General features: G+C 40.1%; 1 protein-coding gene. It reads left to right on the top strand.

Annotation, left to right across the window (positions count from 1 at the left end; genetic code table 11):
• Positions 1-35: 35 nt before the first annotated feature.
• Positions 36-372, top strand: a 337-nt coding sequence (locus HC176_RS17565; protein ID WP_167920299.1) for a phosphoenolpyruvate carboxykinase (ATP), incomplete at its 3' end; no start/stop codon positions are given.

Consider the following 372-nt stretch of genomic DNA (forward strand, 5'->3'; position numbering starts at 1 on the left):
TTCGCCTAAGTAACAATCACACGACAAAACTTTTTATGTTGGCTAAAAAACAATTTACGAAAACGATTGCGCTGGAACAGTATGGTATTCAAAATGCGGAAATTCATTACCAGCTTTCTCCGGAGGAACTACATGAGATCACGATCGAAAAAGGACAAGGAGTAGAATCTTCCTCGGGAGCTTTGGCTGTGAACACCGGAGAATTTACCGGAAGATCCCCTAAGGACCGTTTTATAGTTAAGGATGACATCACCAAAGATAAAGTATGGTGGGGTGATATCAATATTCCTTTTGATCCTGAAAAATTTGATGCTCTTTACAACAAAGTGACCGACTATCTTTCCGGGAAGGAAATTTTTGCACGGGATTCTT

Source organism: Tamlana crocina, from assembly GCF_012037625.1.